The 22,728-nt window shown below is 73.0% G+C and carries 20 protein-coding genes and 1 pseudogene; 14 read left to right on the forward strand and 7 right to left on the reverse strand.

Annotated elements, in window-relative coordinates; all coding sequences use genetic code 11:
- The first annotated feature begins 50 nt into the window (after window positions 1–50).
- The 4 genes from ACIGXE_RS31905 (at window position 51) to ACIGXE_RS31920 (ending at window position 6,681) form a co-directional block, all read left to right on the forward strand.
- On the forward strand, window positions 51–5,102 hold the full coding sequence (locus ACIGXE_RS31905) for a caspase family protein (RefSeq protein ID WP_399752846.1): 5,052 nt from the start codon (window positions 51–53) through the stop codon (window positions 5,100–5,102).
- On the forward strand, window positions 5,099–5,419 hold the full coding sequence (locus tag ACIGXE_RS31910; RefSeq protein WP_399752848.1) for a hypothetical protein: 321 nt from the start codon (window positions 5,099–5,101) through the stop codon (window positions 5,417–5,419). The genes ACIGXE_RS31905 and ACIGXE_RS31910 overlap by 4 nt, the downstream gene beginning before the upstream one ends.
- The gene (locus tag ACIGXE_RS31915) at window positions 5,416–6,126 is read left to right on the forward strand and encodes a hypothetical protein (protein WP_399752851.1); all 711 of its coding nucleotides are present in this window, start codon (window positions 5,416–5,418) and stop codon (window positions 6,124–6,126) included. The genes ACIGXE_RS31910 and ACIGXE_RS31915 overlap by 4 nt, the downstream gene beginning before the upstream one ends.
- Before the next feature lie 165 nt (window positions 6,127–6,291).
- Window positions 6,292–6,681 carry a MerR family transcriptional regulator gene (locus ACIGXE_RS31920; protein WP_399752957.1) on the forward strand — a complete coding sequence of 130 codons (390 nt, stop codon included), beginning with the start codon at window positions 6,292–6,294 and terminating at the stop codon, window positions 6,679–6,681.
- A gap of 229 nt (window positions 6,682–6,910) precedes the next feature.
- Here ACIGXE_RS31920 and ACIGXE_RS31925 read toward each other — a convergent pair whose 3' ends face one another.
- Window positions 6,911–7,837, reverse strand: coding sequence for an ABC transporter substrate-binding protein (locus ACIGXE_RS31925; protein WP_399752960.1), 927 nt, complete (start codon window positions 7,835–7,837; stop codon window positions 6,911–6,913).
- A gap of 377 nt (window positions 7,838–8,214) precedes the next feature.
- On the opposite strand from ACIGXE_RS31925, the gene ACIGXE_RS31930 reads away from it, so the two are divergent.
- Window positions 8,215–8,457 carry a hypothetical protein gene (locus ACIGXE_RS31930; protein ID WP_399752852.1) on the forward strand — a complete coding sequence of 81 codons (243 nt, stop codon included), beginning with the start codon at window positions 8,215–8,217 and terminating at the stop codon, window positions 8,455–8,457.
- Between the two features lie 101 nt (window positions 8,458–8,558).
- Here the strand turns inward: ACIGXE_RS31930 and ACIGXE_RS31935 are convergent, their stop codons facing one another.
- A complete protein-coding gene (locus tag ACIGXE_RS31935) occupies window positions 8,559–9,134 on the reverse strand; it encodes a TIGR03086 family metal-binding protein (RefSeq protein ID WP_399752854.1) in 576 nt (191 codons plus the stop codon).
- Between the two features lie 90 nt (window positions 9,135–9,224).
- Here ACIGXE_RS31935 and ACIGXE_RS31940 point away from each other — a divergent pair, with 90 nt between their 5' ends.
- Both ACIGXE_RS31940 and ACIGXE_RS31945 read left to right on the forward strand, forming a co-directional pair.
- The gene (locus tag ACIGXE_RS31940; RefSeq protein ID WP_399752857.1) at window positions 9,225–10,097 is read left to right on the forward strand and encodes a DUF6597 domain-containing transcriptional factor; all 873 of its coding nucleotides are present in this window, start codon (window positions 9,225–9,227) and stop codon (window positions 10,095–10,097) included.
- A gap of 14 nt (window positions 10,098–10,111) precedes the next feature.
- Window positions 10,112–10,624 (forward strand): annotated as a pseudogene (locus ACIGXE_RS31945) (GNAT family N-acetyltransferase); the annotation flags it as partial.
- A 127-nt stretch (window positions 10,625–10,751) separates the two neighbouring features.
- On the opposite strand, the gene ACIGXE_RS31950 reads toward ACIGXE_RS31945, so the two are convergent.
- Window positions 10,752–11,201 (reverse strand): GNAT family N-acetyltransferase, encoded by a 450-nt coding sequence (locus tag ACIGXE_RS31950; protein ID WP_399752860.1) that lies wholly within the window; start codon window positions 11,199–11,201, stop codon window positions 10,752–10,754.
- Window positions 11,202–11,291: 90 nt separating this feature from the next.
- Here ACIGXE_RS31950 and ACIGXE_RS31955 point away from each other — a divergent pair, with 90 nt between their 5' ends.
- On the forward strand, window positions 11,292–12,029 hold the full coding sequence (locus ACIGXE_RS31955; RefSeq protein WP_399752863.1) for a Mut7-C RNAse domain-containing protein: 738 nt from the start codon (window positions 11,292–11,294) through the stop codon (window positions 12,027–12,029).
- 127 nt (window positions 12,030–12,156) lie between these two features.
- Here ACIGXE_RS31955 and ACIGXE_RS31960 read toward each other — a convergent pair whose 3' ends face one another.
- Complete coding sequence (locus tag ACIGXE_RS31960) at window positions 12,157–12,717, reverse strand: TetR family transcriptional regulator (protein ID WP_399752866.1); 561 nt, start codon at window positions 12,715–12,717, stop codon at window positions 12,157–12,159.
- A gap of 117 nt (window positions 12,718–12,834) precedes the next feature.
- Here ACIGXE_RS31960 and ACIGXE_RS31965 point away from each other — a divergent pair, with 117 nt between their 5' ends.
- Window positions 12,835–14,262, forward strand: coding sequence for an FAD-dependent oxidoreductase (locus tag ACIGXE_RS31965; RefSeq protein WP_399752868.1), 1,428 nt, complete (start codon window positions 12,835–12,837; stop codon window positions 14,260–14,262).
- Window positions 14,263–14,348: 86 nt separating this feature from the next.
- On the opposite strand, the gene ACIGXE_RS31970 is transcribed toward ACIGXE_RS31965, so the two are convergent.
- The gene (locus ACIGXE_RS31970) at window positions 14,349–14,822 is read right to left on the reverse strand and encodes a hypothetical protein (RefSeq protein WP_399752871.1); all 474 of its coding nucleotides are present in this window, start codon (window positions 14,820–14,822) and stop codon (window positions 14,349–14,351) included.
- Window positions 14,823–14,940: 118 nt separating this feature from the next.
- Between ACIGXE_RS31970 and ACIGXE_RS31975 the strand changes: the two genes are divergently transcribed.
- Together ACIGXE_RS31975 and ACIGXE_RS31980 are read left to right on the forward strand one after the other, a co-directional pair.
- Complete coding sequence (locus ACIGXE_RS31975) at window positions 14,941–15,276, forward strand: YnfA family protein (RefSeq protein WP_399752874.1); 336 nt, start codon at window positions 14,941–14,943, stop codon at window positions 15,274–15,276.
- Window positions 15,277–15,348: 72 nt separating this feature from the next.
- Window positions 15,349–16,113, forward strand: coding sequence for an SDR family NAD(P)-dependent oxidoreductase (locus ACIGXE_RS31980; RefSeq protein WP_399752877.1), 765 nt, complete (start codon window positions 15,349–15,351; stop codon window positions 16,111–16,113).
- 79 nt (window positions 16,114–16,192) lie between these two features.
- On the opposite strand, the gene ACIGXE_RS31985 is transcribed toward ACIGXE_RS31980, so the two are convergent.
- Window positions 16,193–17,386 carry an RtcB family protein gene (locus ACIGXE_RS31985; protein ID WP_399752879.1) on the reverse strand — a complete coding sequence of 398 codons (1,194 nt, stop codon included), beginning with the start codon at window positions 17,384–17,386 and terminating at the stop codon, window positions 16,193–16,195.
- 175 nt (window positions 17,387–17,561) lie between these two features.
- Between ACIGXE_RS31985 and ACIGXE_RS31990 the strand changes: the two genes are divergently transcribed.
- The 3 genes from ACIGXE_RS31990 to ACIGXE_RS32000 all read left to right on the forward strand — a co-directional run bounded on the left by ACIGXE_RS31990 (window position 17,562) and on the right by ACIGXE_RS32000 (window position 20,853).
- Window positions 17,562–18,554, forward strand: a complete 993-nt coding sequence (locus tag ACIGXE_RS31990; RefSeq protein WP_399752882.1) for a DUF3558 domain-containing protein — start codon at window positions 17,562–17,564, stop codon at window positions 18,552–18,554.
- Window positions 18,555–18,675: 121 nt separating this feature from the next.
- Window positions 18,676–19,413 (forward strand): DUF3558 family protein, encoded by a 738-nt coding sequence (locus ACIGXE_RS31995; RefSeq protein WP_399752885.1) that lies wholly within the window; start codon window positions 18,676–18,678, stop codon window positions 19,411–19,413.
- Window positions 19,414–19,521: 108 nt separating this feature from the next.
- Window positions 19,522–20,853, forward strand: coding sequence for a DUF2637 domain-containing protein (locus ACIGXE_RS32000; protein WP_399752888.1), 1,332 nt, complete (start codon window positions 19,522–19,524; stop codon window positions 20,851–20,853).
- Window positions 20,854–20,984: 131 nt separating this feature from the next.
- On the opposite strand, the gene lysS is transcribed toward ACIGXE_RS32000, so the two are convergent.
- Window positions 20,985–22,706: a lysine--tRNA ligase gene (gene lysS, locus ACIGXE_RS32005; RefSeq protein ID WP_399752891.1), complete on the reverse strand. Its 1,722-nt coding sequence runs from the start codon at window positions 22,704–22,706 to the stop codon at window positions 20,985–20,987.
- Window positions 22,707–22,728 lie beyond the last annotated feature (22 nt).

The following is a 22,728-nucleotide window of genomic DNA, read 5'->3' on the forward strand; positions in this document are numbered from 1 at the left end:
CTCTGCCGAAGAGGCACCGGGGGCCGAGGGACCGGGGGGACTGCTCCGCGATGGGCGCGTTACGGGCACTGCTGATCGCCGTACCGGGGGACGACCTCGGCTTCGCCGTGGACGACGTGGCACGGATCAGGAGGGCGCTGGTCGATTCGGGGTACGCGGAGTCGGACGTGAGGGTCCTGGACAGCGCGGACACGACGACGCGGAACGACATCTACGCGGCGCTCGACACCCTGCTCGGCACCTGCGAGGACGACGACTTCGCTCTCGTCTACTTCTCGGGACACGGCGTGCGGATCGGCGAGGTCGACCACCTCGTGCCCGCCGGCGCTGACCCGCGGGCCCATCGGCGCGGACTCGTCCCCGTGGCGCCCGACGACCTGCTGGAACGCCTGACGTCGCAGGCCACGGTGATGGTGTGCCTGGACGCGTGCCGGGACGACGCCCACGACGAGTTCCAGCCTCCGCAGGGGCTTCCGACCTACCTGAGGATGCGGGAGAACGTCGTCTTCGCCTACGCGACCGCCGCCGGTCTGCCGGCCATGGCGACGGCCGAGGGCAGCTTCATGGGGCGGGCACTCGCCGAGGCCCTCTCCACGGACTACCCGCCCCGCACGGTGGGCGAGGTGCTCGCCCACGTGCGGAAGCGCACCACGGAGCTCGCCGAGGACCTGGGGGTCGACCACGAACCGGAGATCCGCTGGCTCGACGGGTCCACCGGAGGAGCGCACGCGAAGCGCGTCATCTGCGGCTCCGAGCCCGGCGCGGACGGCTGGAAGCGGGCGGTCCGGACCTCGGCGCTGTGGCAGCGGGTCACCACTGGCTGCGACAACCCGGGCGAGCTGAAGCGCCGCCTCGACCTCCTCGTCGACAAGGTCCTCGCCATCCGCGGCGACGCCGGCCGGAAGGACAAGGCCGGTCCCGACCCGTGGGAGGACCCCGCCTTCCCCGAGCGCGTCCTGGTCCAGCTCGACCGCCTGGTCCCTGCCGCCCCCGAGGGAAAGCTCGGCCCGCTGGAAGCCGTCGCGCTCCTCGCCGCGCCGTTCGTCCGGGAGGCCGCGGTGGCGTGCGGCCGGCGGACGCTGGCCGAACTGTACGACCCGTACGGCGAGGAGATCACGGAGAGCGCACCCGGCACGTTCCGGGGCGACCTCGCCGCCGACATGGCGGACGTGCGCAAGGCGTACCGGCAGATCGACGACAAGCGCAGGCGTCTGCGCGCCCGCGCCGTGGGCGCCGACGCCTCCGAGGCCACCGAACAGTGGCTGCGGCACCAGCTCCTCGCCGACTGGGACCAACTGTGGGCCGCGTCCACCGGCTCCGAGGAGACCGTGGGAGCGCTGGAAAGCCTCTCCAGGGTCATGGACCTGCTCACGGAGGCGGCCGTCGCCGCCGTCCACCAGGGGGGCCGGAAGCCGTCCGAGCAGGCCACCCGCAGACTGCGGCTCGCGCTCCAGCAGGTGGTCATGCAGATGCGCACGCGCCCCGGTCTGCGGGCGCCCGACGGCGAGGGATGGGACGACTCGCTGTCCCTGCGCATCGGCCCCGACGTCGGGAAATGGCGTCCCCAGTCCCTGGCCGGCCTGCTGCACGTCGCCGAACTCCTGGCGATCGACCCGCGGTTGCTGGACGGCATCGTGGTCGACCACCTCGGGGTGACCCATCTGCGGGTGGAGCCATCCGACGTGGTGCGCCAGGTCGCGGACAGCGAGTTCGACCGCGTCGAGGGCCCCGGCTGGGCCCTCGACTCCGGCTGCGAGAACGCGGCGCTGCACGTGGCTCTGGAGCGCCAGGCCGAATCGGTCACCGCCGCCGTACGGATCCTGCTCAAGACCTTTCCCAACCAGGACCTGTTCGCCGCGCTCCCCCGCCACGTCAACACGGACGCCCTGGAACCGGCCCACGGCGGCGCCTACGACGCGCCGCCCCCGCGGTTCCAGCTCAGCGAGGACGGCATCAAGCCCCTCATCATGGGCACCCAGCTCTACGGCGACCACACGCTCGCCGTCCGCGAGCTGTACCAGAACGCGCTCGACGCCTGCCGGCGCCGCGAGGCACGCCAGCGGTACGCGGCGGCCGCGCGGGGGAGCGACGCCTCGCGGGTCAAGCCGCTCGCGAACTACACCATCACCTTCACGCTGGGCCGCGACGACGCCGACGGCCGGATCTACATCGAGTGCCACGACCCCGGCATCGGCATGACCGCCGAGGAACTCCGCGACCTCTTCGCCCGCGCCGGCCGCCGCTACGAGCAGTCCCCCGCCCGCGTCCGCGAGATGCGCCGGTGGCGCCGCAAGGGCATCGTCCCCGAACAGAACAGCCGCTTCGGCATCGGCGTCTTCAGCTACTTCATGCTCGCCGAGTCGATCCGGGTCACCACCCGTCCCGCCAGCGACGACGGCCACGCCGCCGGGGAGAGCGGCCACCGCGTCGACGTCGTGGCCGACTCCGGGCTCATGCACATCACCAAGGCCGAGGGCGCCGACGCCGGCACCCGCGTCCGGCTCTACCTGCGCCCCGAATACGGCAAGGAGCCGCCGTCCCTGGTCAAGGTCCTCCGCGAGCAGGTCTGGTACAGCGACGTGGCCGTCAAGGTGGTCGACGAGCTGGACGGCGCCGGCGAACCGGTGCACTGGCGCGCGGGCGAACTCCGCATGCCGGACGCCGTCCCCTGGCCGCGCCGGAACGACAGCCGCGACGACAACGTGTGGTGGGTGCCGGGCCTCGGCGCCCGGCTGGTGGACGGCATCTTCGTCCGGCACGACGAGCGTCCCTTCGGCTACGTCGTCAATCTGCGCCACCAGCACGCACCCGTACTCAGCGCCGACCGGAACCGTCTGCAGGGGTTCAGGGCCGAGGCGGTCCACGAGGACCTGCGCGCGGCCGTCGACGAGCTGCTGCACTGGGAGTTCCTGCAGCTCGACTGGCTGTGGGACCTCACCGGGAGCGACACCCGCGCGGCCGGAATCGTTCTCGAACGCCTGCTGCAGGCCGGGGTGCCGGTGGACGTCCAGCAGTGGTTCGACAAAGCGGTGGCCTCCGCCCAGCGCATCCAGCCCCTCGCCCGGCTGGGCTGCCTGCCGATGGATGCCGACACCTACGTCACTTCGTCGGTCTTCGAGGCCGGCAGCCTGCGCACCGGCTCCCAGTTGTTCCTGCACTGGCGACACGGCCTGGTGGAGACGGAAGACATGTACGGGAAGGAATTGGCCCCGGACATCGGTCGCCCGAAGGGATTCCCCGAACCCCTTCCCGTCGACGCGCTGCTGTTCCGCCACAAGGACAAGCAGATCAGCTGGTGTCCCGGCGAGGCCGCACTGCGCGCGTCGCGAGAGAGCGGACTCGGCCTGCGGAAGGCCGTCCGCGTGTTGCGACGGTACGCCGTCGCCGGTGTCCACGTTCCCGAGACGCCGGACATCCGAGCGCTCGACACCATCGGGTCCGACCCCTTGTCGGACGAGCTGTACACGCAGTACGTCATCGACGGCGCTCTCGCGAGGCGCGCGACGGGGGGCCCGGATGCGGCTCCCCTGCACGCTCCGCTGGCGCATGTCGCCATCACCACCGGGCGGACGATCGGGCAGGTCGCGGAACTCCTGGGGAGACTGCGCTCCTACGACGTCCTGGTCCCTGAGGTCCCGCGGCTCGGCGACCTCCACCACCACTTCCCGGATGCCCGCGAGCAGAAGTTGCTGACCGGGAAATCCGTACCGGGGCTCGCCGAACTGCCCCGAGTGGTCACACCGGTCGTCGCCGCCTACACGGCGAAGCGGACCCGCACGGAACCGGCGGAGGTCGCCGCGGTCGCCCGGAAGTACGCCCCCTTGGGGTACCAGGTCACGGGGAACGCTGAGGAGGCTGCCCTGTCGGACGACGACATGCGCACCCTCGGCCTCACCTCCGACAGCCTCGACACGAACATCGGCCTGCTCAACCTGGTCCGCCTGTCGGCGGAACGCGAGGACCCCGACGTGGCGACGACGGCCACGGCCATGAGCGCCGCCCTCCGGCGGCTGGGCCTGGGCGGGCTCTCCCCGGGGTCGCTCGGCTCCGTGAAGGCTCCCTCGTGGTGGCAGTTCCTCGGAGCGGACAGTGAAGGACCCGCCGGGCCGCTCGGCGTGTGGACCGTCCTGCGCGCCCTCGAACACCGCACGCATGCGGACTCCCCGGAATCCGACCTTCGGGCGGTGACCGCCCTCGCGGAGGAGGGAGTCGTGCACCCGAATGCCGTGGAGGCCGTCCGCAGACGGCTGGACGGCACGGCGCCCCCGCGGCTTCAGCTCCTGCTCGCGGACGACAGGCGCATCGTGGGCCGGGCCGGGAGCTCACGCTTCCCGGTCTCGTTCAGCGAGCCTTCCGACCGGGTGGACGCCGCCTTCCTGGTCCTCCTCGCCGCCGACCGCCGGATCCCCCTCGGCAAGCTGGCCGACATGGTGCGTGCCGAGGCCGAGCCGTTCGGCATCGCCGTCGACGACATACCGGACGAGGCGCACGACCTGCTGCCCGACTTCGCGGAATACCTGGCGCTGTTCACCCGCTCGAGAACCTGGCGCACCGAGATCACGCACCGGGAGATCGTGCAGTACGCCGCGAACCACGGCTGCTCCCTCGACGACGCCGTGGCCCGCCTGCGCGCGTACGAATGCCTCGGCGGGCCCCGGGTCGTCCCCCGGGCAGGTCCGGTGACCGTGCCGGCACCGGAAGAGCGCGATGCGACTCTCGAGCGCCTTCTCTTCTACGCACCCCTGGCCGACGGCACCGTCACCCCCCTCGCCCTCGTCACCACCGCCGTCCGCCTGGAACGCGGCCTCCGTTCGATGCACCGGGCCCTCGCCCCCTACGCCCGCTACGGCCTCGCCCTCGCCTGCCCCGAGCCCGAGGACGACACCTACGAGCCCGACTGGCGGGACGTGATCATCCTCAGCCGGCACCTCACCGGCCGGGAGCCGGCCCTCGGCGGCGACGTGTCCGAGGACCACATCCGCCTGTGCGCGGAGGAGACCGAGCTGACGGTGCCACAGGTCCGGGAACGCCTCAGGTACTACGCCCCGTTGTTCCGACTGAACGTGCCACCGCCCCCGACCGACCAGGAGGAGCCCGTATGAGGAGGAACAACCCCGGCGACCGGCGGTACGAGGAGCAGACGGTCGCGCCGCCCGGCGATCTCCAGTGGCGGCCGGAGGGCGACGACTGGATCGCCTGGGGGACGTGCCCCGTCTGCGCCCACCGCACCGAGAAGGAGCTGGTCGACCTCGTGCCGGGCACCGTCACCAAGGGCAAGCCCTGGGGCCGGAAGAAGCCCGAGGTGCGCCGCGAACGGACGATGGACTGCACCTGCGACATCACCCACCGGGGCGCCGAGGAACGCAGGGGCTGCGGGGCCAGCTGGACGGTGCGGCTCCCCGACGCGGCCGTCTCGTGACCACTCCCCCTCCCTCGCCCCCTCGCCTGAGCCGCCGCGCCGCCCGCGACGCCGCCCAGCAGCGCCTGTTCGACATGCGCCAGTCGCAGCTGGACATCGCCCGGCGCCAGGCCGAGGGCTGGCGGAACTTCCTCGCCACGGCGACCGCCCTGCTCGCCGCCGTCCTCGTGCTCAAGGGCCGGGAGAACGTCGCCGAGCTACCGGTCCCGTACCGGATCGCGGTCGTCGGGATGATGGCGCTGGGGCTGCTCGCCCTGCTGTGCTCGGCGTTCACGGCCGCCACGGCGGCCCACGGGCGGCCGGGTGAGCGGCTCGGGCTCGCCGACGGGGAGGAGCTGCTGCGCTACGAGAAGGAGGCGAGCATCCGCGTGGCCGCCCGGGTCAACCGGGCGCGCTGGCTGGCCGTCACGGGCGTCGTGCTGACCGCCGCCGGGGTGATGACGACCTGGATGGCGCCCGCCGGCGACAAGGACAAGGACGGCGGCGCGTCCGTCTCCGTGCACACCCGGGACGGGGTGGTCTGCGGCGAGCTGGTGGAGCTGGACGGCAAGGGCGTCACCCTGAAGGTGAAGGCACCGGCCGCCAAGGACGGCAAGGCCGAGAAGGACGCCAAGGGTGACAAGGACGGCAAGGGCGGGTCGGAGAGCCTGCGCCGGCTCGACTGGGGCACCCAGGCCGTGAGCGCCACCCCCACCCCTTCCTGCTGACGGACGCCGTAGCGGCAGGCGTTTCGCCGCACTTCCCGCGTACATAAGTGCTGAAGTTAGGACGAATCAGATCTAATGCGCGGAAGCGGTGCCCTGTCGACGTTCCGGCGGGCCCCGCACGAGGAAGGACCCCAAGTGCTGAGCACTGTGCACACGGCGCGCCCCATGAAGATCGGCGAGGTCGCGGAACGGACGGAACTGTCCCTGCGCACCATCCGCCAGTACGAGGACAGCGGTCTCGTCGTGCCGTCCGCCGCCTCCGAGGGCGGCTTCCCGCTCTACACGGACGCCGACGTGGCCCGGCTGATGGTGATCCGCCGGATGAAGCCGCTCGGCTTCACCCTCGACGAGACGCGCGAGCTCCTCACGGCCGTGGACCGCCTGGCCGCCGACGCCCCGGACACCCCCGGCGAACTCGACCCCACCGTCCGCGCCACCCTCGTCGCCCGCGTCCGCGGCTACGAACAGGCCGCGTCCGAACGCGTCGCGGAGCTCCGCGCCCAGCTCGCCCGGGCGGAGGAGTTCGCCGGCTCGCTGCGGGCACGCCTGCCGTAGGGGGTGGGGCGCCGGCCTGAGGTCGGGGTCGGTCCGGACGTTCAAGCCGGGCTCGGGCCAGAATCGGGCCGGGCTCGCGCCGGGTTCAGGCCGGGTTCAGGCCGGGTTCAGGCCGGACTCGCGCCGGACTCGCGCCGGGCTCGGGCCGGGCTCGGGCCGGGCTCGGGCCGGGCTCGGGCCGGGCTCGGGCCGGACTCGCGCCGGGTTCAGGCCGTGGCTCGCCCCGGCCTCAGGACTCCCGGTCCTCCAGGGCCGCCGTCAGGTCCCGGAAGAAGCGGGCGTACGCCGACGGGCTGGGCGGGGTCTCCGGATTCCAGGGCGTGAGGCGGGCGCCCGGTGGCACCCGGTACGGCGGCACCGCGTTCGCGCGGCTGTCGAAGAGCACCAGGTCGGGGCCGAGTTCCACGGTGTGCTCCCAGTCCGTGGTCAGCCAGCTCGCGCCGGGCCCCGGACCCGGTTCGACGAACCGCACACCGAGCTCGGCGAGCCGGGCCAGCTCCGGCCAGGCGTGCGGGCGGGCCAGGTACACCTGCTCCGGGCCTGCGCCCGACAGCGCGAGCACCCTCAGCTCCGTACGCCCGGCCGCGGCGCGCAGCGCGGCCTCGGCGTCCCCCATCCGCCCGCGCTCCCGCCCCGCGGGGCCGTCGGCGGCCCCGAGCGCGTCGGCCAGCTCCGCGAAGCGGCCGACGATCGCCGCCAGCGAGTGCTCGCTCCCGACGGACAGCGCGACGATCGGCACCCCGGCCGCCCCGGGCGCCCCGGCCGCCCCGGGCGCCCCGGCCGCCGCAGACGCCGCAGACGCCGCAGACGCCCCAGACGCCCCGGACGCCGCTGATGCCTCAAGCGCTCCCGTGGCCCCTGCCGCCCCCGGCGCCCCCGCCCCCAGCCGCTCCGCCGCCGTCTCGTCCAGCGCGTACGGGCTCTTGCCGTCGTACGTGACGTCCACGACCAGGTCCACCCCGCCCGGGCCCACGAGCTCGCGCACCCGGCCCTCGTCGAGGGACCGCCCGGGCCCCAGGTACGGCACGCCCGCCGCCGCGAGGGCGCCCGCCTTCACCGGGTCGAGGACGTCGCCGTCGTGCCCGGAGCCGTAGACCGCGACCGGCCGTATGCCCAGGTCGAGCAGGGCGGCCCCGGCCCGTACGTACGCCACCACCCGCTCCGGCCGGCGGCCGGCCGTCAGGGCCGTCCCCCGGTCGTCCGCGAATCCCCACGCGCCCGCGCCCCCTGGGTCCGCGGCCGATGCTCCCGTCCTGCCCGAGCCCGTTGCGTCCGACATGGCGGCTGCTCCCTCCCCGGCCGGAAATCTCCGTCCCCGCCACCTTGAAGCGGTTCCCCGGCCCGCACAAGAGGGCCTGCCCCGCGCAGGCGCCGGGGGACTACGGCCCCCGGCCCCCTGCCGAAAGACCCCCAGGGTGGTGTTAACTGAACGGGTCGGGAGGAAGCAGTAGGAATCGTCAGCGCCGTACGCGCGTGCGCGCCGTCCGCCAGGGCACGTGCCGGTCGTACGCGTCCCCCGCCCTGGAGTCGGTCATGGCCTTGCCCGGACAGTTCTCGGACCCCCGTGTGATCACCCTGGTCGGCCTGCTCGCCGTGTCGGCGGCGGTGTGGGTGGCGCTCGGCCTGCGGGCCCGCGCCCGCCGTGAACGGGCGAGCGGCCCCCTGGAGCGCGTCTGGCACCCGCAGGAGACCGTCGCGCTCACGCCCGCCGAGGAGCGGGCCTTCGGCCAGGTCGTCTCCCGCCTCTCCTTCGGCTCGGCGGGCCGCCTGCGCTGACCGGCCGCGCCCTCACCCGGCTGCGCGATCACCTCGCGGCCCCTCAGCCCGCCGCCCCTCACCTCGGGGCCCCACCCCGTCGCCCTCACCCCACTGCGCCCTCACGCCGCCGCCCACTCCCGCGGATCGCGTCCCGTCGTCGCCAGCAGCCGGTCGAAGGCCGGGGCGTCGGCCGGCAGCGCCACCGGCTCCCCGAAGACGCCCATCTTCCGGGCCGTGGGCGCCATCCGCTCCACCTCCTCCGTCAGCTCCGCCACGACCGCCGGGTCCGGCGCGAAGGCCCGGCCGGTGGCCCGCGACAGGTCCCAGGCGTGCACGGTCAGGTCGAGCAGCACCATCGAGGCGACCGTCCGCGCCGGCAGGTCCATCGCGCCGGTCGTCCCCTCGTCCGCGCCCGGCGCGGCCCACGCGGCGACCAGCTTCGCGGTCTCCTTCTCGAAGCGGGCGCGCCAGTCGGGAGCGGCGAGGTAGTCGGGTTCGCCGGAAAAGTCGGAGGGCTGCTTGGCGGCGAGCAGCTGGAAGTTCACGATCACGTGCGTGAGGTGGTTGAGCAGCCCCCGCACGTCGTAGGCGGCGCAGGGCGTGGGCGCGTCCAGGACGTCGTCGGCGGTGTCGCGCACCAGGGGGACGGCGTGGGCGGCGGCGGTGTCGAGCAGGTCGGCGATGCGATGGGTCATGGACCGACGCTACGGACGGGCGTCCCGTCCCGTCTTGAAGAAACGCGCCAGAGCGGAAACCATGCGACATATGACCGCCCCAGGCCTGACATGACCCCTCCCGGCCCGCGCCGTGACACCCGGGGCATCGTGGACGCCGCGGAGCTCCTCACCCGTGTCCGCTTCCGCCGCCACCTGCCGGCGCCGGGGCTCCGCCCGTATCTGGAGCACTACTGGCTGATCGACTGGGACCTGAGCGAGCCGTACGCGTCCCATGTCGTCCCGCACCCGTCGGTGAATCTCGTCTTCGAGCGCTCGGAGGAGTCCGGGGACACCGGCGTCGTCTCCGGTATCGGGCTCGAACTCTTCACCAAGAAGCTCACCGGCCGGGGCCGGGTCTGCGGCGTGCAGTTCCGCCCGGGCGGCTTCCGCCCCTTCGCGCCGGCGTGGCCGGTCTCGCACTGGACGGGCCGGATCGTGCCGTTCGCCGAGGCCTTCCCGGGCCCGGATCCGCAGGTCCCGGGCCGCGTCCTGTCGCCGGCCGACGACCACGCGCGCGTGGCGGCGCTCGACGCGTTCCTCCTGGCCGCCGCCCACGCCCCCGGCGGCCACGACCCTGCCCTCCTCGCCGCCGCCGAGCAGGCGACGGCCCTGGTCGACCTCGTCCGTACGGACCGCACCATGCGCCGGGTCTCGGCACTCGCCCGCGCGGCCGGGCTCTCGCCGCGCTCGTTGCAGCGCCTGTTCGCCGCCCACGTCGGCGTGGGTCCCAAGTGGGTCATCCTCCGCTACCGCATCCACGAAGCCCTGGAACGCGCCGAGTCCGGCTCCGCCGCCGCTCCTCCGGACTGGGCCCGGCTCGCCGCCGAGCTCGGCTACAGCGATCAGGCGCATCTCGTACGGGACTTCACGGCGACGGTCGGGGTCCCGCCGACCACGTACGCCCGATACGCCCAGCCGACTGGGGCGTTGTCAGACCCGTGACCTACGGTGCGGACATGGACACCAGTGACCTGCCGGTCCGGCTCGCGCCGTGGTCGGACGACGACGTCTCGCTGCTCCACGAGGTCAACGCGCCGGAGTTGACGGCCCATCTGGGCGGTCCGGAGACCGAGGAGCAGCTCGCCGTCCGCCAGCGGCGGTACGTGGAGCTGAGCGCGGACGCCGACCGGCCGGGCGGTATGTTCCGGATCGTGCTGCTGCCCGAGGAGGCGGCGGCCGGGTCGATCGGCTTCTGGGAGACGTCCTGGGAGGGGGAGCCCGTGTACGAGACGGGCTGGACGGTGCTGCCCGGCTTCCAGGGCCGGGGCGTGGCGACGGCCGCCACGCGCGCGGTGGCGGAACGGGCGCGTGCCGAGGGCCGTTTCCGGTTCCTGTACGCCTACCCGTCGACGGACAACGGGCCGTCGAACGCCGTGTGCCGCAAGGCCGGCTTCACGCTCCTCGGGGAGCGGGACTTCGAGTACCCGCCGGGCAACCCGATACGGTGCAACGCCTGGCGGCTCGACCTCACGGAAGAAGGGGCCGTTCCCCTTACCGCCCCGGCTGCTTCCTCGGCTTCCCCTGCTCCCCCGGCCTCCTGGACCGCCCCGGCTCCCTCCACCGCCCCGGTTTCCCCGGCTCCCCCTACCGCCCCCGCTACGCGCCCAGCTTCCTGAGCTCGCGGGTGAAGTGGAAGGCGACGATGTCGAAGCGCTCGCGCAGGTAGAAGCGGTGGGCTCCGGTGCGGTGGGTGCCGGAGTCCAGGTTGAGCTCGTAGCAGCCGGCCTCGCGGGCGTGGCCTTCCAGGTGGGCGACGAGGGCGTGACCGACACCGGTGGAACGGGCGGTCTCCTTGGTCACCAGGTCGTCGACGTACAGCTTCTTCACCGAGCTGGTGTTGACGATGATCCGCCAACCGGCCACGCCGACACAGCCGCCGTCCGCCCCATCCTCGTAAGCGGCGCTGAAGCGCAGCCCCTGGGCGTGGCCCTGGGTGTAGACGTCGGCGAACAGCTCCGGCGTGAGGTGGGGGCGCAGTTCGCGCAGGACGGGCAGGAGCTCGCTCTCCAGGCGGGGGTCGCCGGGCTCAAGGTCGATGATCTTCATGCCGGGACCGTACCGCGCCCGGGTCGCCGCCTGCCGGGGGCGGTTCGAATTCCCTGGCCGCGGCCCCGCGCCCGATGCCATCCTGTCTGCGTGAACGGACCGGAGATCCAGATCAGCTTCGCCCCCGGCCTGCGGCTCTTCGTCTCGGCGGAACGCCGCTCGGGACACACCGCCGTGGCGACCGACGGCGCCTCCTCCCTCGGCCATGTCGTCGAGTCGCTGGGCGTGCCGCTGACCGAGGCGGGGCGGCTGCTCGTGGACGGGCGCCCGGTGGAGCCCTCGCACGTGCCGGTGGCCGGTGAGACGGTCGAGGTCGAGGGCGTCGTGCGTCCCCAGCCGGTGCCCGGCGCCCCGCTGCGCTTCCTGCTCGACGTGCACCTCGGCACGCTGGCCCGGCGCCTCCGGCTGCTCGGGGTCGACGCCGCGTACGAGAGCGAGGACATCGGCGACCCGGCTCTGGCCGCGCTCTCCGCGAAGGAGCGGCGCGTGATGCTCTCCCGGGACCGGGGGCTGCTGCGCCGCCGCGAGCTGTGGGCGGGCGCGTACATCTACAGCGACCGGCCCGACGACCAGCTCCGCGACGTGCTCGGGCGCTTCGCGCCGCGGCTCGCGCCCTGGACCCGCTGCACCGCCTGCAACGGGCGGCTGACGGAGGCCGACAAGGACGCGGTGCGCGACCAGTTGGAGAAGGGCACGGAGAACACCTACGACGTCTTCGCCCGGTGCACCGACTGCGACCGCGTGTACTGGCGGGGCGCCCACCACGCCCGCCTGGAGGCGATCGTCACGGACGCGGTACGCGAGTTCGGCGGCGCGCCCGCCCACTGAGCGCCCCCGAGGGGGAGCCCCGAGGGACCCGGCGCGCGCGAGTGTGCGCGAGTGCGCGCAGGACGCGGGGGCTCCGCCCTGGAGCCCAGGCGGCGCGACCTTCGGGGCACGGTCCGCCGAACAGCCCCTACGGGGCCTCGGCGGTCAGATAGCGCTGCACGGTCGGCCCCAGCCACGCGATGACGTCCTCGCGCGACATCTCCGCCGCGGGCGGCAGCCGCAGCACGTAGCGGGCGAGGGCCATGCCGAGGATCTGCGAGGCCGCGAGGGCCGCCCGGCGCGGCGCCTCGGCGGGGACGGGGCAGACGCCGAGCGCGACCGGGCCCAGCTGCTGGGCGAAGACCGCCTGCATGCGCTCGGCGCCGGCGGCGTTCGTGACGCCGACCCGCAGCAGGCCGGTCAGCACGTCGTCGCGCTCCCACCGGTCGAGGAAGTGGGCGACGAGCGTGGCGCCGACGTGCCGGGCCGGCAGCGCGCCGAGCTCGGGGAGTTCCAGCTCGATCGCGGAGGCCGCGGCGAACAGCCCCTCCTTGTTGCCGTAGTAGCGCATGACCATCGACGGGTCGATCCCGGCGTCGCGGGCGATGGCCCGGATGGTCGCGCGCTCGTACCCGTCGGCGGCGAAGCGCTCGCGGGCGGCCTCGAGGATCGCGGTCCGGGTGGCGTCGGAGCGGCGTGCGGTCGTCATGCCAACAACTGTAGGCCAACAGGCGTTGACACGCCATCGCGGCCGGGTCTACATTTGCCAACAAGCGTTGACCAACAGTCGTTGGCCAACAGGCGTAGGCATCCCTTGGAGGCGGCGATGAGCACCATGGGCACCACGAACACCCCTTCCGGTCACCGGCACACCGACACCGACACCGACGTGCTCGTCGTAGGCGCCGGACCGACCGGCCTCCTGCTCGCCGGCGACCTCGCCGCGGCGGGCCACCGCGTCACGCTGCTCGAACGCAGGCCCGCCGGCATCAGCAATCTGACCCGCGCCTTCAGCGTCCACGCCCGCACACTGGAGCAGCTCGACGCCCGCGGCCTCGCCGACGACCTCGTCGCGACCGGCACCCGGCTCACCTCCCTGCGCCTCTTCGGCCGGCTCTCCCTCGACCTTTCCCGCCTGGCCTCCCGCTTCCCCTTCCTGCTCATCACCCCGCAGTACGAGGTGGAGCGCCTCCTGGAGCGCCGCGCGGTGTCCACAGGTGTGGAATTCCGCTACGGGACGGAGCTGCGCGGGCTGCGCCAGGACGCCGGCACCGTCACCGCCGAGCTGACCGGCCCGGACGGCCCGGCCACCCTCACCGCCCGCTACGCGGTCGGCACCGACGGCGTGCGCAGCGCCGTGCGCGGCGCGCTCGGCCTGCCCTTCCCCGGCGTCTCGGTCATCAAGTCCATCGTCCTGGCCGACGTCCGCCTCAAGGAGGAGCCCGGCAAGCTGCTGACCGTCGCCGCCTCCGGGGACGCCTTCGCCTTCATCGCCCCGTTCGGCGACGGCTGGTACCGGGTGATGGGCTGGGACCGCACCCGCCAGGTGCCCGACAGCGAGCCCGTGGAGCTCGACGAGCTCCGCACCATCGCCCGCCGCGCCCTGGGCAGCGACTACGGCATGCACGACGCCCGCTGGGTCTCCCGCTTCCACAGCGACGAACGCCAGACCCCCGCCTACCGCTCCGGCCGCGTCTTCCTCGCCGGGGACGCCGCCCACGTCCACTCCCCCGCCGGCGGCCAGGGCATGAACACCGGCCTCCAGGACGCCGCCAACCTCTCCTGGAAGCTCGCCGCGGTCCTGCGCGGCGAGGCCCCCGACCCCGAGGCCCTGCTCGACAGCTACCAGGCCGAGCGCCACCCGGTCGGCACCCGGGTGCTGCGCAGCAGCGGCGCCCTGGTCCGGCTCGCGATGGCCCGCACCCCGCTCCAGCGCACCGCCCGGAGCCTCGCCGCCCGGCTCCTGGGCACAGTCCGCCCGGCCGCCGCCCGCGCCCTGGGCCAGATCAGCGGCGTCGGCATCTCCTACGGCACCGGGGCGCGCCGCGTCCCCGACCTGGCCCTGCGCGAGGGCCGGCTCTACGAGCTGCTGCGCGCGGGCGAGTTCGTGCTGATCACCCCCGAGGGCGCCATCCCGGCACCGCCCCGCACGGCACCGACCACCGCCGCCCGCACGATACGGGCCACCTGGGCCGACCCGGCCCGCCGCGACACCCTCCTGGTCCGCCCCGACGGCTACACGGCCACGTGGTAGCCACGCGACCACGGGGTGGCCACGCACCGCCGCCCGGCGCCCGGCGCCCCGGTTCCGCCCGGGCGCGGCGATCTCGGCAGCGGACCTCAGAACACGTACGGGTCGCCGGTCGCCAGAACGAGCACGTGATGCCGGTCGTTCCGCGGATTCGTGTCGGCGACACCGTCCCGCCAGACCGTCCGGATGTCCACGGTCAGCTCGTCCTGACGCCCCGCGGTCCGCAGGTCGAGGGCCAGCTCGTCGGCCGCGCCGGCCGCCCGCAGCGCGCCGGTGCGACACGAGATCACCCGGTCACTGCTCCACAGACAGGCCGGCGGAAGCTCCTGCCCCCTGGCCATCGGCGCCGAGAAGGCGAGCCGCACGGTCGCGTGGGAGACGTTCGACGGCCCGTGGTTCTCACTGACCAGCCACACCGCCAGCCGCCTTCCCCAGAGGGAGACATGACCATGGTGGGCCACATCCGCCTCGGGGGCCGCGGCCGCGGCCGGGACCGCGGCCGTGCCGGTCACCAGGGCAGCGGCCAGGGCCGCTCCGAGCAGCGCCTTGCGCATCGCAGTCATGCCCTGAAGATACCGATCGATCACCATATGTTCTGACTATTGGTCAGTCGCAGCGTGTCACCCGCCACCGAACCCCCCGACCGGGCCGCCGCCGCGACCGCCGTGCCAGTCTTCCCCCATGCTCCTCGCCCGCTCCGTCGCCCTGTTCGCCGTCGCCGCCCTCTTCGAGATCGGCGGCGCCTGGCTCGTCTGGCAGGGCGTACGCGAGCACCGCGGCTGGATCTGGATCGGAGCGGGCGTCCTCGCCCTCGGCGTCTACGGCTTCGTCGCCACCCTGCAGCCCGACGCCGCGTTCGGCCGCATCCTCGCCGCCTACGGCGGCGTGTTCGTCGCCGGCTCGCTCGCCTGGGGCATGGCCGCCGACGGCTACCGCCCCGACCGCTGGGACGTCATCGGCGCACTGATCTGCCTCGCCGGCATGGCCGTGATCATGTACGCCCCCCGCGCCCGCTGATCGGCATCCCGCCCACCCGCCTATCCTGACCAGGCCACCGACGTAATCGACCACACGCGCGAGGAGCACGTCATGACTGCCGCCGGTACCCCCATCGCCGTCGTCACCGGAGCGAGCAGCGGCATCGGCGCGGCCACCGCCAGGCAGCTCGCCGCCGCCGGCTACCGCGTGGTGCTCACCGCCCGCCGCAAGGACCGCATCGAGGCCCTCGCCGCCGAGATCAACGAGGCCGGCCACCAGGCCACCGCCTACGCCCTCGACGTCACCGACCGCGCCGCGGTCGACGAGTTCGCCACCGCCTTCCGCACCCTCGCGGTCCTCGTCAACAACGCCGGCGGCGCACTCGGCGCCGACCCCGTCGCCACCGGCGACCCCGAGGACTGGCGCCAGATGTACGAGGTCAACGTCATCGGCACCCTCAACGTCACCCAGGCCCTGCTCCCGGCCCTCACCGCGAGCGGCGACGGCACCGTCGTCGTCCTCTCCTCCACGGCCGGCCACGCCACCTACGAAGGCGGCGCCGGCTACGTCGCCGCCAAGAACGGCGCCCGCGTCCTCGCCGAGACCCTCCGCCTGGAGATCGTCGGCACCCCGGTCCGCGTCATCGAGATCGCCCCCGGCATGGTCAAGACCGAGGAGTTCGCCACCACCCGCTTCCGCGGCGACACCGACAAGGCCGCCAAGGTCTACGCCGGCGTCGCGGAGCCCCTGAGCGCCGACGACGTCGCCGACACCATCACCTGGGCCTGCACCCGCCCCTCACACGTCAACATCGACCTCCTGGTCGTCCGCCCCCGCGCCCAGGCCTCCAACACCAAGGTCCACCGCGAACTCTGACCCCGCCCGGGCACCAGGGCCGCCAGGTCACGAGCACGCGAAGAACGGGGTGCCGCCGCCGCGGCACCCCGTTCTCGTCTCAGCCCTTCACGCAGATGACCTGCTTCAGCTTCGCGACCACCTCGACCAGGTCCCGCTGCTGCTCCATCACCTGCTCGATGGGCTTGTAGGCGCCGGGGATCTCGTCCACGACCCCCGAATCCTTACGGCACTCCACGCCCCGGGTCTGCTCCTCCAGGTCCCGGGTCGAGAAGCGCCGCTTCGCCGCGCTCCGGCTCATCCGGCGGCCGGCGCCGTGCGAGGCCGAATTGAAGGAGGCCGCGTTGCCGAGACCCTTCACGATGTACGAGCCGGTGCCCATCGAGCCGGGGATGATCCCGTACTCGCCGGAGCCCGCACGGATCGCGCCCTTGCGGGTGACGAGCAGGTCCATTCCCTCGTACCGCTCCTCCGCCACGTAGTTGTGGTGGCAGGAGATCACCGGGTCGAAGGTGACCTTCGCCTTCCGGAACTCCCGCCGGACGACCTCCTGGAAGAGCGCCATCATGATCGCGCGGTTGTACTTCGCGTACTCCTGCGCCCAGAAGAGATCGTTCCGGTAGGCCGCCATCTGCGGGGTGTCCGCGACGAACACCGCGAGGTCGCGATCCACCAGGCCCTGGTTGTGGGGCAGCTTCTGCGCCTCGCCGATGTGGTACTCGGCGAGCTCCTTGCCGATGTTCCGGGAGCCCGAGTGCAGCATGAGCCACACCGAGCCGGACGAATCAACACAGAGTTCAACAAAATGGTTGCCTTGGCCAAGGCTTCCCATCTGCTTCTCGGCCCGCTCACGACGGAACTTGACCGGATCCGCGACGGTGTCGAACCGCGACCAGAAGTCTCCCCACCCCGCCGTCGGGAACTGGTAGAGCCTCCGCGGGTCCACCATCTCCCGATGGATCCCCCGCCCCACCGGAATCGCCTGCTCGATCTTGGAGCGCAGTCGGGAGAGGTCACCCGGAAGGTCGTTCGCCGTCAGCGAGGTCTTGACGGCCGACATGCCGCAGCCGATGTCGACGCCGACCGCGGCCGGGCAGACCGCGCCGTGCATCGCGATCACGGAGCCGACCGTCGCGCCCTTGCCGTAGTGCACGTCCGGCATCACGGCCAGGCCCTTGATCCACGGGAGCGTCGCCACGTTCTGCAGCTGCTGCATGGCGCCGCCCTCGACGGACGACGGATCCGCCCACATCCGGATGGGCACCTTCGCACCCGGCACCTCTACGTACGACATACTTCCTCGATTCCCCCAAAAAGTCTGATAACGCAAAAACCGGCGCCAAAGCCCGTACAGGTGACTGCGGACCGGCATCGACGGCTGCGCGTGCGATAGACATTGTGTTCACCGCGCGAGGCGGAGCAGCAAACAGTTTTCGGGGGATGCCGCCCGAAGAAGGGAGCCTGGGATCGTGCAGCGCAAGGCGTACGCACCCGGTCGATCCGGGCCCGCGGTGGTCTCCGCGGTCGCCCTCGCCCTCGGTCTCGGGATGGGCCTGACCGGCTGTTCCTCCGGCGCCACCGCGGATCGCGAAGCGGTCGACTCCAAGGCGGGGCCCGCCGCTCCCGCCGCGCAGCCGGGTCGCTACCGGACGCTGTTCGAGCCCTGCGGTGCCGTTCCGCGGTCCGCTCTCAAGGATCTGCTGCCGGGTGCGGCCGCGCTGCCGGACGCCGAGCGCGACCGGACGTATCGCGGTACGTCGACCCCGACGTTCGACACCGACCGCCGGGTGGGGTGCAGCTGGAAGTCGGACGCGCCCGACGCGGCGCACCGGCTGGGCCTGGACATCGAGCGGGTGGTCTCGTACGACCCCACGGTGAGCGACGACGACCGGGCGCAGGAGGTGTACGGCCGCAAGCAGGCGGCGGCCGGCATCGTTCCGCCGCCCGCGACGCACCCGGCGACGACTCCGCCGTCGGTTCCGCCGAGCGCGCCGCCGGCCACGGGCCCGGTGAAGCCCTCGGGAGTGACGGGTGCCGGTGGCGCGGCCCCGCTGGCGGGTCATCTGCCGGTCCTTCCGCCCCAGGTGCCTTTCACGGCGGGGCGGCCGGGGCTGCCGGGTGCTCTCGCCGCACCGCATCCGACGGCCGCGACGGCTCCCGCGGCCACGGCGACCGCCACGACGCCGACCACGCCGACGGGCCCGGCGTCCCCGGCCACCGGTCTGGAGCCGCGGATCCTCACGGATCTCGGTGACGTGGCGTTCCTCGACGACACGCTCCTGACCACCGGTCCGTCGGGGTCGAAGCGCCTCGTGAGCGTGGTGTTCCGCACATCCAACGTGATCGTGACGGTGGAGTACGAGGAGCAGACGACGACGTCCGCAGAGGTCCCGGACAGCAGGGAACTGCAGGAAAAGGCCCGGAATCTGGCGCGTCTGCTCGCGGAGCGGCTGGAGGAGTAGGCGTCCGGCGCGGTGCCGTGGGTGCCTCCGGGCCGCGTACCGGACCACGTAACGTGTCGGCGTACCGCGGCCGCCCGGCCGCCGGCCGCCCCGAGCGACTGACCGAGCGACTGAAGGAACCATGCAGCGATCAGCCACGCGACTCTCCCGCATACTCGCCTGTGCCGCCGTCCCGGTGATGCTCGTCGCCGCCGGCTGCTCTTCCGGATCCGACTCCGGTGACAAGGGCTCCGGCGCCCCGGACACGGGCTCGTCCTCGTCGGCCTCCGCCGCCCCGAAGGGCTCGGAGCCGGCGAAGAAGGTGGAGCCGGCGAAGTACGCGAAGCTGCCGGACGTGTGCAAGTCGCTTCCGGCGGAGACGATCGACGCCCTCGTGCCGAAGGTGAAGAACAAGAACGGCACGGCGGCCACGTCCAGCGACGTGACCAGCCGTGGCGGCTGTTCGTGGAACGGCCTGGAGGACAAGGGGGTGAAGGGCTCGCAGTACCGCTGGCTCGACGTCTCCTTCTTCCGGTACGAGTCGGACGCGACGCTGGGCAGCGGTCAGGAGCGGGCCGCGGAGAACTTCACCAAGGAGCTGGGCAAGGTCCAGGCGACCGAGGGCGCGAAGAAGCTGCGGACGACGGTGGCCGGTGGTGTCGGCGAGCAGGCGAACGTGGTGACGTACCAGCTGCGGAAGACCGACGAGGACTTCACGTACGCGTCCGTCGTGGCGCGTACGGGCAACGTGGTGGTCGTCCTGTCGTACAACGGCGCCGGGTACGCGGGTGCGGCCGGCCCGTCGGAGCAGTGGATCATGAATGGCGCGATCAACGCGACCAAGCATGCGGTGGCCTCGGTCGCGGCGGCCAACAAGTAGCCGTTTGTACGTGTTTGCGCGGAGCCCGTCCCTCCCCAGGGGGCCGGGCTCCGCGCACATGTGCCAGTCTGTGCCCGCGAGATGTCGATTGACGGGAGGGGATCGCGGGTGGCCGCGATGCAACTGACACGCACGCACCGGATACTCATCGGCCTGGTCGTGGCCGGCGCGGTGATCATCGCCGGTATCGGTTTCGCCGGCTCGTACGCCGCTGTGCGCGAGCTCGCCGTCGACAAGGGCTTCGGCACCTTCTCGTACTTCTTCCCGATCGGCATCGACGCGGGCATCTGTGTGCTCCTCGCGCTGGACCTGCTGCTGACGTGGATCCGGATACCGTTCCCGCTGCTGCGCCAGACGGCGTGGCTGCTGACGGCGGCGACCATCGCGTTCAACGGTGCGGCGGCCTGGCCGGATCCGCTGGGTGTGGGCATGCACGCGGTGATCCCGGTGCTGTTCGTGGTCGCGGTGGAGGCGGCGCGGCACGCGGTGGGCCGGATCGCGGACATCACGGCCGACAAGCACATGGAGGGCGTGCGGCTGACGCGCTGGCTGCTGTCCCCGGTCCCGACGTTCCGGCTGTGGCGGCGGATGAAGCTGTGGGAGCTGCGTTCGTACGAGCAGGTGATCAAGCTGGAGCAGGACCGGCTGATCTACCAGGCGCGTCTGCAGGCCCGTTTCGGGCGTGCGTGGCGTCGTAAGGCGCCGGTCGAGGCGCTGATGCCGCTGCGGCTGGCCAAGTACGGCGTGCCGCTGGCGGAGACGGCCGCGGCCGGTCTGGCGGCGGCGGGTGTGGAGCCGGTGCTGTTGCCGCCGATGCCGGCGGTGGAGCAGCCGCAGCTCCCGCAGGCGTCGGTCGGGGCGCAGCCGGTGTCGCAGCAGGTTCCGCTGCCGCAGCCGATGCAGACGGTGCCGGGTGCGCAGCTTTCGGGGGCGCAGCTTCCGGGGGCGCCGGTCCCTGGCGAGCCGGTCCGGTTGCCGGGCCAGCCGGGCGCGCCGGGCGGGCCCGCCCAGCCGGGCGCGGTGGACCAGGCGCAGGCCCAGGGCGGGCAGGACGGCAATCCGTGGTTCGTGGCCCAGCACGTCTCGCCGGAGGCGTACCAGGGCACGTACGAGCCGCAGATCGTCGAGGGTCTCGAGCCGATCCCGGTGCCGATCCCGCAGGGTCCGGAGGATGTTCCGCCGCCGGGGCCGGAGCAGTTCCAGGAGTACCAGGAGTTCGTGGACGAGCCGTCCCTCGACGGCTTCGCCGACTCCGCGTACAAGGCGATGTGGGACTACTACGAGGAGCGGCGGGACCTTCCGACCTCGGAGCAGCTCGACATATGGCTGAGCGACAAGTACGGGATCACGCATCCGCGGAGCGCGTCGATCCTGCGTGAGCTGACGCCGCGCCTGCGCCAGCAGGTCGAGCAGGAGCTCGCCGAGAGCCAGACCCCGTAGGGCCCGGAGGGGCCCGGAGGTCCCTCGGGGACGAGAGGGCGTGCTGGACGGCGGAGGGCCGCCACCCGTGCTGCGGGTGGCGGCCCTCCGCCGTGTGTGCGCGCCGTGGACGACCTGCGCGCCGTGGTGTCCTACGCGCCGAGCAGCTTGCGCACCCGGTCCGCGCCGACCGCGAGCAGCAGCGTGGGCAGTCGCGGGCCGGTCTCGCGGCTCACGAGGAGCTTGTAGAGCAGGGCGAAGAAGGAGCGCTGGGCGAGCTTCAGCTCCGGGGTGGGCTTGGCCTCGGGGGTGAGGCCGGCCATGACCTTCGGGACGCCGTAGACCAGGGTGGTCAGGCCGTCGAGGGACCAGTGGGTGTCGAGGCCCTCGAGGAGCAGACGCAGCGATTCGCGGCCCTCGTCGTCGAGCGAGCCGAGCAGTTCGGTGTCGGGCTCGTCGCGGACGATGGTGCGCTGGTCGGCCGGGACCTGGGTGGTGATCCAGTTCTCGGCGCGGTCCAGGCGCGGCCGGACCTCGTCGAGGTCGGTGACGGGGTTCTCGGGGTCGAGCTCGCCGAGGATCCGCAGGGTCTGCTCGTCGTGGCCGGCGGTGATGTCCATGACCGAGGCGAGGGTGCGGTACGGCAGCGGGCGCGGGGTGCGCGGCAGCTCGCCGGCGGCGGTGCGGGCGGCGCGGGCGTAGGCGGCGGCGTCGGCGGGGAGCACGGTGCCGTCGGCGACCTTGGCCTCGAGCTTGTCCCACTCGTCGTAGAGCCGCTGGATCTCCTGGTCGAAGGCGATCTTGAAGGACTGGTTGGGCTTCCGGCGCGCGTACAGCCAGCGCAGGATCTGCGGCTCCATGATCTGCAGGGCGTCGGCGGGGGTGGGCACACCACCGCGCGAGGAGGACATCTTGGCCATGCCGCTGATGCCGACGAACGCGTACATGGGGCCGATCGGCTGGACGCCGTCGAAGATGCCGACGATCTGTCCGCCGACCTGGAAGGAGGAGCCCGGCGACGAGTGGTCGACGCCGGAGGGCTCGAAGATGACGCCCTCGTAGGCCCAGCGCATGGGCCAGTCGACCTTCCACACCAGCTTGCCGCGGTTGAACTCGCTGAGCTTCACGGTCTCCGCGAAGCCGCAGGAGGAGCAGGTGTAGGCGAGCTCGGTGGTGTCGTCGTCGTACGAGCCGACGGTGGTCAGGTCCTTCTCGCACCGGCCGCAGTACGGCTTGTACGGGAAGTAGCCGGCGCCGCCGCCGGAGCCGTCGTCCTCGCCCGCGGCGCCGGAGCCCTCGGCGGCCTCCAGCTCGGCCTCGTCGACCGGCTTCTGCGACTGCTTCTTGGGCGCCTTCTTCGTCCGGTACTGGTCGAGGATGGCGTCGATGTCGCCGCGGTGGCGCATGGCGTGCAGGATCTGCTCGCGGTAGACGCCGGAGGTGTACTGCTCGGTCTGGCTGATCGGGTCGTAGTCGACGCCGAGCTCGGCGAGCGCCTCGACCATGGCGGCCTTGAAGTGCTCGGCCCAGTTCGGGTGCGGCGAGCCGGCCGGGGCCGGGACGGAGGTCAGCGGCTTGCCGATGTGCTCGGCCCAGGACTCGTCGATGCCCGCGACGCCGTTCGGCACCTTGCGGTAGCGGTCGTAGTCGTCCCAGGAGATCAGGTGCCGGACCTCGAGGCCGCGGCGGCGGATCTCGTCGGCGACCAGGTGCGGGGTCATGACCTCGCGCAGGTTGCCCAGGTGGATCGGGCCGGACGGGGAGAGGCCGGAGGCGACGACGACCGGTTTGCCAGGCGCACGTCGCTCCGACTCGGCGATGACCTCGTCCGCGAAACGGGAGACCCAGTCGGTCTCGGTGCTGCTCTGAGCCACGGTCGGTTCGTCCTTCTTCCTT

Source organism: Streptomyces sp. NPDC053431 (genome assembly GCF_044544925.1).
Classification (GTDB): Bacteria; Actinomycetota; Actinomycetes; order Streptomycetales; family Streptomycetaceae; genus Streptomyces.

Bases quoted from the DNA above. Each gene is read 5' to 3' on its own strand.
- ACIGXE_RS31985 (WP_399752879.1), bottom strand. From the start codon at position 17,386: ATGTCGTACGTAGAGGTGCCGGGTGCGAAGGTGCCCATCCGGATGTGG.
- ACIGXE_RS31905 (WP_399752846.1), top strand. From the start codon at position 51: ATGGGCGCGTTACGGGCACTGCTGATCGCCGTACCGGGGGACGACCTC.
- ACIGXE_RS31980 (WP_399752877.1), top strand. From the start codon at position 15,349: ATGACTGCCGCCGGTACCCCCATCGCCGTCGTCACCGGAGCGAGCAGC.
- ACIGXE_RS31960 (WP_399752866.1), bottom strand. From the start codon at position 12,717: ATGACGACCGCACGCCGCTCCGACGCCACCCGGACCGCGATCCTCGAG.
- ACIGXE_RS31935 (WP_399752854.1), bottom strand. From the start codon at position 9,134: ATGACCCATCGCATCGCCGACCTGCTCGACACCGCCGCCGCCCACGCC.
- ACIGXE_RS31975 (WP_399752874.1), top strand. From the start codon at position 14,941: ATGCTCCTCGCCCGCTCCGTCGCCCTGTTCGCCGTCGCCGCCCTCTTC.
- ACIGXE_RS31940 (WP_399752857.1), top strand. From the start codon at position 9,225: ATGACCCCTCCCGGCCCGCGCCGTGACACCCGGGGCATCGTGGACGCC.
- ACIGXE_RS31965 (WP_399752868.1), top strand. From the start codon at position 12,835: ATGAGCACCATGGGCACCACGAACACCCCTTCCGGTCACCGGCACACC.
- ACIGXE_RS31930 (WP_399752852.1), top strand. From the start codon at position 8,215: ATGGCCTTGCCCGGACAGTTCTCGGACCCCCGTGTGATCACCCTGGTC.
- ACIGXE_RS31910 (WP_399752848.1), top strand. From the start codon at position 5,099: ATGAGGAGGAACAACCCCGGCGACCGGCGGTACGAGGAGCAGACGGTC.
- ACIGXE_RS31920 (WP_399752957.1), top strand. From the start codon at position 6,292: ATGAAGATCGGCGAGGTCGCGGAACGGACGGAACTGTCCCTGCGCACC.
- ACIGXE_RS31950 (WP_399752860.1), bottom strand. From the start codon at position 11,201: ATGAAGATCATCGACCTTGAGCCCGGCGACCCCCGCCTGGAGAGCGAG.
- ACIGXE_RS31970 (WP_399752871.1), bottom strand. From the start codon at position 14,822: ATGACTGCGATGCGCAAGGCGCTGCTCGGAGCGGCCCTGGCCGCTGCC.
- ACIGXE_RS31995 (WP_399752885.1), top strand. From the start codon at position 18,676: ATGCAGCGATCAGCCACGCGACTCTCCCGCATACTCGCCTGTGCCGCC.